The sequence below is a fragment of the Mycobacterium sp. genome, assembly GCF_049673265.1.
Taxonomy (GTDB): Bacteria; Actinomycetota; Actinomycetes; order Mycobacteriales; family Mycobacteriaceae; genus Mycobacterium.
The window spans coordinates 1-7,430 of record NZ_JBATXN010000452.1; the positions used below are offsets into that span (position 1 = coordinate 1).

A 7,430-nucleotide genomic window follows, 5' to 3' on the forward strand; every position below is an offset into this window, starting at 1 on the left:
GTCGCAGGCGATCCGGCTGGCTGGCCGAATTCCGCTGCCAGTGCCGGGATTCGGGCTGTGGGCACTGGATTCAATACGGCGAGCTAACCGTTACACCGAGATCAACCGTGAGCAACTCGACTACCTCAGCTACGGCCGGGTGATGGACACGACGAGGATGCGACAGGAACTCGGATATCATCCCAAGTGGTCAACTGCAGAGGCTTTTGACGATTACGTTCGCGGCCGAGGTTTAACTCCCATTATCGATCCGGAGTGGGTACGCTCAATCGAAGGTCGAGCCGTAGCAGCAGCGCAGCGCTTAGGTGGCCGAACCAAATCAACTAAGGGTGGGGGGAGGTTAACTTAATGGCGGGCGATTCCAAAGCGAAAGTCATTCCGCTACATACGAATACAGGGCGCGCTGCGGCGCAACGGCGCGCCGGCCAACGTACTCAAACGTCCCGTCAGCACCCCTCGCTACTCTCCGAACCCGGCACCCGCGCGTCGGCCGACCAGATCGCCGCCGTCGTCCGCGAGATCGACCAGCACCGACGCGCCGCCGACGCCAAATCCGACGCCAACGAGCCGGCCAACGAGCTCGCGCACAAGGTCAGCGCCGTCGCCGACTTTCTGCGGCACCGCCTTACCGGCGATTACCGCGTCGACGAGTTTGGGTTCGACCCGCATTTCAACGACGCCATCGTGCGGCCGCTGCTGAGGTTCTTCTTCAAGTCGTGGTTCCGGGTCGAGGTCAGCGGCGTCGAGAACTTGCCCGACACCGGCGCGGCGTTGGTGGTGGCCAACCACGCCGGCGTGCTGCCGTTCGACGGGCTGATGGCTTCGGTGGCTGTTCACGACGCGCACCCGGCCCATCGGGACCTGCGACTGCTGGCCGCCGACATGGTGTTCGACCTGCCGATGATCGGCGAAGCCGCCCGCAAGGCCGGACACACCATGGCATGCACCGCCGACGCCCACCGGTTGCTGGCCTCCGGCGAGCTGACCGCGGTGTTCCCCGAGGGATACAAGGGGCTGGGTAAGCGCTTCAAGGATCGCTACAAGCTGCAGCGGTTCGGCCGCGGTGGCTTCGTGGCGGCGGCGCTGCGCACCAAAGCGCCGATCGTGCCGTGCTCGATCGTCGGCTCCGAGGAGATCTACCCGATGCTGGCCGACGTCAAGCTGCTGGCACGGCTGTTCGGCCTGCCGTACTTTCCGATCACCCCGCTGTTCCCGCTGGCCGGTCCTGCCGGGCTGGTGCCGCTGCCGTCGAAGTGGCACATCGCCTTTGGTGAGCCGATTCCGACCGCGCACCACGCGGCCGCCGATGCCGACGATCCCATGGTCACCTTCGAGCTGACCGACCAAGTGCGCGAGACCATCCAGCAGACGCTGTATCAGCTGCTGGCCGGGCGGCGCAACATGTTCTTCGGCTGAGGTCTCAAGGCCGGTGAAGCTTCGAAGCCGCCGCACCCGCCGTCAGCGCGACACCGAGGCGGTGTACGACGAGCACGCCGTGATCGCCGTCGGCCCCGAAAAAGAGGCGGCCGGTGTGCGGGCGGTGATGGTGTCGCTGCAGCGTGGCTTGGCGTCGATGGGTCCGCTGCGTACGGTGGCGTCGCTGGCACGGCTCAATCAACGTCACGGCTTCGACTGCCCCGGCTGCGCCTGGCCGGAAGAACACGGCGGGCGCAAGCTCGCCGAGTTTTGCGAGAACGGCGCCAAGGCCGTCGCCGAAGAGGCGACCATCCGGGTGGTGACGCCGGAGTTCTTCGCCCGTCATTCCATCGTCGACCTGCAGCAACGGCCGGAGTATTGGCTCTCCCAGCAGGGCCGGCTCACCCATCCAATGGTGCTGCGCCCCGGGGACACTCACTACCGGCCGATCGGCTGGGATGAGGCGTATCGGCTGATCGCCGCTGAGCTGCGACAACTGCGCAGCCCCAATGAGGCGGTGTTCTACACGTCGGGACGCACCAGCAACGAGGCGGCGTTCCTCTACCAGCTGATGGTGCGCAGTTTCGGCACGAACAACTTGCCGGACTGCTCAAACATGTGCCACGAGTCCTCGGGGGCGGCGCTGACCGAGTCGATCGGGATCGGCAAGGGCTCGGTCACCGTGGAAGACGTCGCCAACGCCGACCTGATCGTCATCGCCGGCCAGAACCCTGGCACCAACCACCCGCGGATGCTTTCGGTGCTGGAGAAGGCCAAAACCAACGGCGCCCGGATTATCGCGGTCAACCCGCTGCCGGAGGCCGGGCTGATCCGATTCAAGGATCCGCAGAAGGTCAACGGCGTTGTCGGACATGGCGTCGCGATCGCCGACGAGTTTGTGCAGATTCGCCTCGGCGGCGACATGGCGCTGTTCGCCGGGCTGGCCCGGCTCTTGCTGGAGGCCGACGACGCCGCCCCGGGCACGGTGGTGGATCGCGATTTCATCGCCGGCCACTGCGCCAACTTCGCCGAGTACGAGGCGCACGCGCGGACCGTCGACCTGGACACGGTTTTGCAGGCCACCGGGCTCGAGGAGGAGCAGCTGCGACGGGTCGCGGCGATGATGGCGCAATCGCAGCGCATCGTCGCGTGCTGGGCGATGGGCCTAACCCAGCATCGGCACGCCGTGCCGATGATCGCCGAGATCACCAATGTGTTGTTGATGCGCGGCATGATCGGTAAGCCCGGCGCCGGATTGTGCCCGGTGCGTGGACATTCCAATGTGCAGGGCGACCGCACGATGGGCATCTGGGAGCAGATGCCGGAGACTTTTCTGGCAGCGCTGGACGACCGGTTCGGCATCGTCAGTCCTCGCGAGCACGGCTTGGACACTGTCGATGCGATCCGGGCGATGCGCGACGGGCGCGCACGCGTGTTCATGGGCATGGGCGGCAACTTCGCGTCGGCAACCCCGGACACGGCGGTCACCGAAGCCGCGCTGCGCGGCTGCTCGCTGACGGTGCAGGTGTCGACAAAGCTGAACCGCAGCCACCTGGTGCATGGGTCGATGGCGTTGATTCTGCCGTCGCTGGGCCGCACCGACCGTGACATTCAGGCTGGGCGCAAACAGCAAGTGTCGGTGGAAGATTCGATGTCGATGGTGCACTTGTCGCGCGGCAGCCTGCATCCACCCAGCGACCAGGTGCGCAGCGAGGTGGCGATCATCAGCCAGCTGGCCCGCGCCCTGCTCGGGGACGACCATCCAGTGCCGTGGGAGAAGTTCGTCGCCGACTATGACACCATCCGCGACGCGATCGCGGCGGTGGTGCCCGGCTGCGCCGACTACAACACCAGAGTGCGCGCCCCTGACGGGTTTCAGCTGCCTCACCCGCCGCGAGATGCCCGCGAATTCCCAACGGACACAGGCAAAGCCAACTTCGCGATCAACCCGTTGGAGTGGGTGCCGGTGCCGCCTGGACGTCTGGTGCTGCAGACCCTGCGCAGCCACGACCAGTACAACACCACCATTTACGGCCTGGACGACCGCTACCGCGGCGTCAAGGGTGGCCGCCGGGTGGTATTCGTCAATCGCGCGGACATCGAGGCGTTCGGCCTGAAGGCCGGTGACCGGGTCGACCTGGTCTCGGAGTTCACCGATGCCGACGGTCACTGCCAGGAGCGGCGCGCCAAGGATTTTCTGGTCGTCGAATACGCCACACCGGTGGGCAACGCGGCGGCCTACTATCCGGAAACCAATGCACTGGTGGCGCTCGATCATGTTGCGGTCAAGTCGAATACGCCGGTGTCCAAGGCGATCGTCATCAGGCTGGAGCCGGCATGGGCCGGGTGACGGCGCGTCGCCGGGTGCACCACGTCAACGCCGGTGACGCCGTCGACCGGCCCGACACCCTGGTCGTTGAGGAGCCGCTGGAGATTCGGCTCAACGGCCGGCCTATCACCGTAACCATGCGCACCCCGGGCGCCGATATCGAACTGGCGCAAGGCTTTTTGTTGACCGAGGGGGTGATCAGTTGCCGTGACGACGTGCGCACTGTCCGGTATTGCCGCGGCGCCACCGAGGACGGGCGCAACACCTACAACGTGCTCGACGTGACCCTGGCCGACGGGGTTCCGCTGCCCGAGATCGATGTGGCCCGCAACTTCTACACCACCTCCTCGTGTGGCGTGTGCGGTAAGGCGTCACTGGAGGCGGTGCAGCTGACCAGCCGCTACTGCCCCGGCGACGACCCTTCGGTGGTCAGCGCCGCCACGCTGTCGGCGATGCCCGATCGGCTGCGTGACGCGCAGAAAGTCTTCGCCGCCACCGGAGGGCTGCACGGCGCGGCCTTATTCAGCAGCGACGGCGCGATCCTTGCCGTCCGTGAGGACATCGGCAGGCACAACGCCGTCGACAAAGTCCTGGGCTGGGCGCTCGAAACCAACCGAGTCCCACTGACCGGCACCGTGCTGCTGGTCAGCGGCCGGGCGTCGTTCGAACTCACGCAGAAAGCGGTGATGGCCGGTGTTCCGGTGCTGGCCGCGGTGTCGGCGCCGTCGTCGCTGGCCGTCGACTTGGCCAGCCAGTCCGGGCTGACCCTGGTCGCGTTCCTGCGCGGCGAATCGATGAACGTCTACACCCGACCCGACCGTCTGATGCAGCAGTCGGACAGCTAGCCCGGTTTGACCAAGGTGAACTGGCAGACGTCGGTGTAGCCGGTGCGGAATAGGTCCGCGCAGCCGGTGAGGTATTTCATGTAGCGCTCGTAGACCTCGTCGGACTGGATCGCGATGGCCTCGTCTTTGCGCGCCTCCAGCGCCTCGGCCCAGATGTCCAACGTGCGGGCATAGTGCAGCCGCAGCGGCTGCATCTTGGTGAGGGTGAAGCCTGCCTTGGTCGCATGCTTCTCAACAGCCGAGGCCTGCGGCAGATCTCCGCCGGGGAAGATTTCTTCCATGATGAACTTGAAGAACCGGATGAGTTTCATCGTGAGCGGAAGCTCACGGGCGGCGAAGTCCTCGTCCTCGGGCTTGATGATGGTGTGCAACATCATCACGCCGCCGGCCGGGAGCACCGAATACGCCATCGTGAAGAAGTCGTCGTAGCGGTCGCGGCCGAAGTGCTCAAACGCGCCGATCGAGACGATCCGATCCACCGGCTCGTGAAATTGCTCCCAGCCCTTCAGCAGCACCTGCTTGGAGCGCGAGCTGTCCACGGCGTCCAGCACCTTCTGCGCATGGGCGGCCTGGTTCTTGCTCAGCGTCAGGCCGATCACGTTGACGTCGTAGCGCTCGATGGCGCGCCGCAGGGTGGCCCCCCAGCCACAGCCGATGTCGAGCAGCGTCATCCCGGGCTCTAGGCCGAGCTTGCCCAGCGACAGGTCGACCTTGGCCAGCTGGGCCTCTTCGAGCGTCATGTCGTCGCGCTCGAAGTACGCGCAGCTGTAGGTCTGGCTGGGGTCCAGGAACAGCCGGTAGAACTCGTCAGAGAGGTCGTAGTGCGACTGGACGTCGTCGAAGTGCGGCGTGAGGTTGCTGCTCATTGGCGTGGGGCTCCCCCTAAAAGTTCCCGGCTGACACTAGGCCCGGGCGCGGATGGATGCAATTGCAGCTATCGTCGCCTCTGCGTTCGCGTCGGGATTTGACGACTCGCCGAGCATTGTCACGATGCTGGTGATCACCGGGTTCGAATCGGCGTCGGTGACCTCGCTGCGGATCTCAGCAATCACCGTGCCGTGGGACTCGATGACCGAATCCAGGTAGGTGTCGAAGTACAGCCGGTCGCCGACCATCATCGGCCGGTGGAACACCAACTTCTGGTCCCGATGCAACACCCGCGCGAGGTTGATCGGGATGTCGAACTTGGTGAAGACGTCCAGCTGGACGCGACGCCCCGCAACGGCAAGGAACGTCAGCGAGGCCAGAGTGCTGTCATAACCGGCCTCGGCGGCCGCCTCTTCGGAGTAGTGCGTCGGATGATCGTCCTTGACGGCCAGCGCAAACTCCCGGACCTTTTCGCGTCCGACGTCGAAGTAATCCGGGTACCGGTAGTGCGTTCCGATGAGTTCCTGGGCGCCTTCGGGTACTGACATGCGCTGTTCTCCACTCTGATGGGTGCTCAGCGGCGCAGCTTATCAGCGTGATTGTCGCCGAGAAGCCACCGCAGCCAGGGCGCCGCCTGCTGCGCCCAGCGCCAGGGCCGACGGCACTCCGATCCGGGCGGCCTTGCGCGCCGTGCGGAAGTCACGGATCTCCCAGCCGCGTTTGCGAGCTAGATCACGCAAATGACTGTCCGGATTGATAGCGACGGCGGTCCCGACCAGGGAGAGCATCGGGACGTCGTTGTAACTGTCGGAGTAGGCGGTGCAGCGCTTGAGGTTGAGCCCCTCGCGGATGGCCAGCGAGCGCACCGCGTGCGCCTTGCCGGGGCCGTGCAGGATCTCGCCCACCAGCCTGCCCGTAAACACGCCGTCGACCGATTCGGCGACGGTGCCCAGCGCGCCGGTCAGGCCAAGGCGGCGGGCGATCGTGATGGCGAGCTCATAGGGCGTGGCGGTGACCAGCCAGACCTGCTGGCCGGCATCAAGGTGCATCTGGGCTAGATCACGAGTGCCCGCCCAGATCTTGTCGGCGATGATTTCGTCGTAGACCTCTTCGCCAAGCCTCTCCAGCTCTTCGGTGCGCCGGCCTTCGATGAAGGCCAAGGCCTTGCGCCGGCCCGCGGCGACGTCATCGCTGTTCTCCCGGCCGATGAGTTGAAACTTGGCTTGCGCGTAGACGAATCCGATCACGTCGCGATAGGTGAAGTACTTCCGCGCGGCCAAGCCGCGACCGAAATGCAGCAGCGACGAGCCCTGCACAAGTGTGTTGTCGACGTCGAAGAACGCTGCTGCGGTCAGGTCGACTGGCGGCTGGTCCGGCCCCGCGGTCTCGTCGGTCTGGATGTCGACGAGTGCGCGGTCGGCGCTGGCATTGGCGGCCAGGTCCTCCAGTCCCAGATCAGCCGGACTGGATCCTGCGTTGGGGCCGGGCTCTACGGTGTCCGGGCCGCCGGGAGCACTCACGGCTCAACACTATCCGCCTTCAGCGTGCGGGGGCGGATGGCAGAGGTGCTGGCGTGGGCGAGGGCACAGGTAGGTGTGAGGCCGAGTCGATCCTTAGGTCGACGGCATGCAGCGCTACCGCTGATCGGTGCACGCGTAGGGGCTCATTCGTGGGTCGTCGATTAACCGAGTGGCGGGATTTATTCACCCCACGAACCGGCAATGAGCATTAAACAATTCGACACGAATCGCTAACGAAGATTCCAGCCGACGCATCGGCCAATTTCGTGCAGCGCTTCTTGGGACAGTTCGGGGTGTTTGGCGTGGAACCGCCGCAAAATATCGTTCACGCCTTCCTGTAAGGTCATGTCTCCCCACTCAATCGGCATCCGTACAGCCTCGCTTACTAGTTCTGAAATCTCGGTGATGAGTGCTTCAGACTGTCCGGGCCCGAACGCTTCGATGACCTTGTCT

The 7,430-nt window shown here is 65.2% G+C and carries 7 protein-coding genes and 1 pseudogene; 4 read left to right on the forward strand and 4 right to left on the reverse strand.

Features of this window, described 5'->3' with window-relative positions; genetic code table 11:
• The 4 genes and pseudogenes from WBF82_RS15820 to fdhD form a co-directional block, all read left to right on the forward strand.
• Window positions 1-349 (forward strand): annotated as a pseudogene (locus WBF82_RS15820) (hypothetical protein); the annotation flags it as partial.
• Entirely contained in the window at window positions 349-1,416 is a 1,068-nt protein-coding gene (locus WBF82_RS15825) for a lysophospholipid acyltransferase family protein (RefSeq protein ID WP_424383933.1), read from the forward strand. The pseudogene WBF82_RS15820 and the gene WBF82_RS15825, both read left to right, overlap by 1 nt.
• Before the next feature lie 13 nt (window positions 1,417-1,429).
• Window positions 1,430-3,766, forward strand: a complete 2,337-nt coding sequence (locus WBF82_RS15830; RefSeq protein WP_424383934.1) for an FdhF/YdeP family oxidoreductase — start codon at window positions 1,430-1,432, stop codon at window positions 3,764-3,766.
• Window positions 3,754-4,590: a formate dehydrogenase accessory sulfurtransferase FdhD gene (gene fdhD, locus WBF82_RS15835; protein ID WP_424383935.1), complete on the forward strand. Its 837-nt coding sequence runs from the start codon at window positions 3,754-3,756 to the stop codon at window positions 4,588-4,590. Before WBF82_RS15830 ends, fdhD begins: the two co-directional genes overlap by 13 nt.
• On the opposite strand, the gene WBF82_RS15840 is transcribed toward fdhD, so the two are convergent.
• The 4 genes from WBF82_RS15840 to WBF82_RS15855 form a co-directional block, all read right to left on the reverse strand.
• The gene (locus WBF82_RS15840) at window positions 4,587-5,456 is read right to left on the reverse strand and encodes a cyclopropane mycolic acid synthase family methyltransferase (RefSeq protein ID WP_424383936.1); all 870 of its coding nucleotides are present in this window, start codon (window positions 5,454-5,456) and stop codon (window positions 4,587-4,589) included. The genes fdhD and WBF82_RS15840 overlap by 4 nt on opposite strands.
• A gap of 36 nt (window positions 5,457-5,492) precedes the next feature.
• Window positions 5,493-6,005: an FAS1-like dehydratase domain-containing protein gene (locus WBF82_RS15845; RefSeq protein WP_424383937.1), complete on the reverse strand. Its 513-nt coding sequence runs from the start codon at window positions 6,003-6,005 to the stop codon at window positions 5,493-5,495.
• A 42-nt stretch (window positions 6,006-6,047) separates the two neighbouring features.
• Window positions 6,048-6,911: an HAD family hydrolase gene (locus tag WBF82_RS15850; protein ID WP_424383939.1), complete on the reverse strand. Its 864-nt coding sequence runs from the start codon at window positions 6,909-6,911 to the stop codon at window positions 6,048-6,050.
• A gap of 296 nt (window positions 6,912-7,207) precedes the next feature.
• Window positions 7,208-7,430: hypothetical protein (locus WBF82_RS15855; RefSeq protein WP_424383938.1), on the reverse strand; the 223-nt coding region annotated here is incomplete at its 5' end.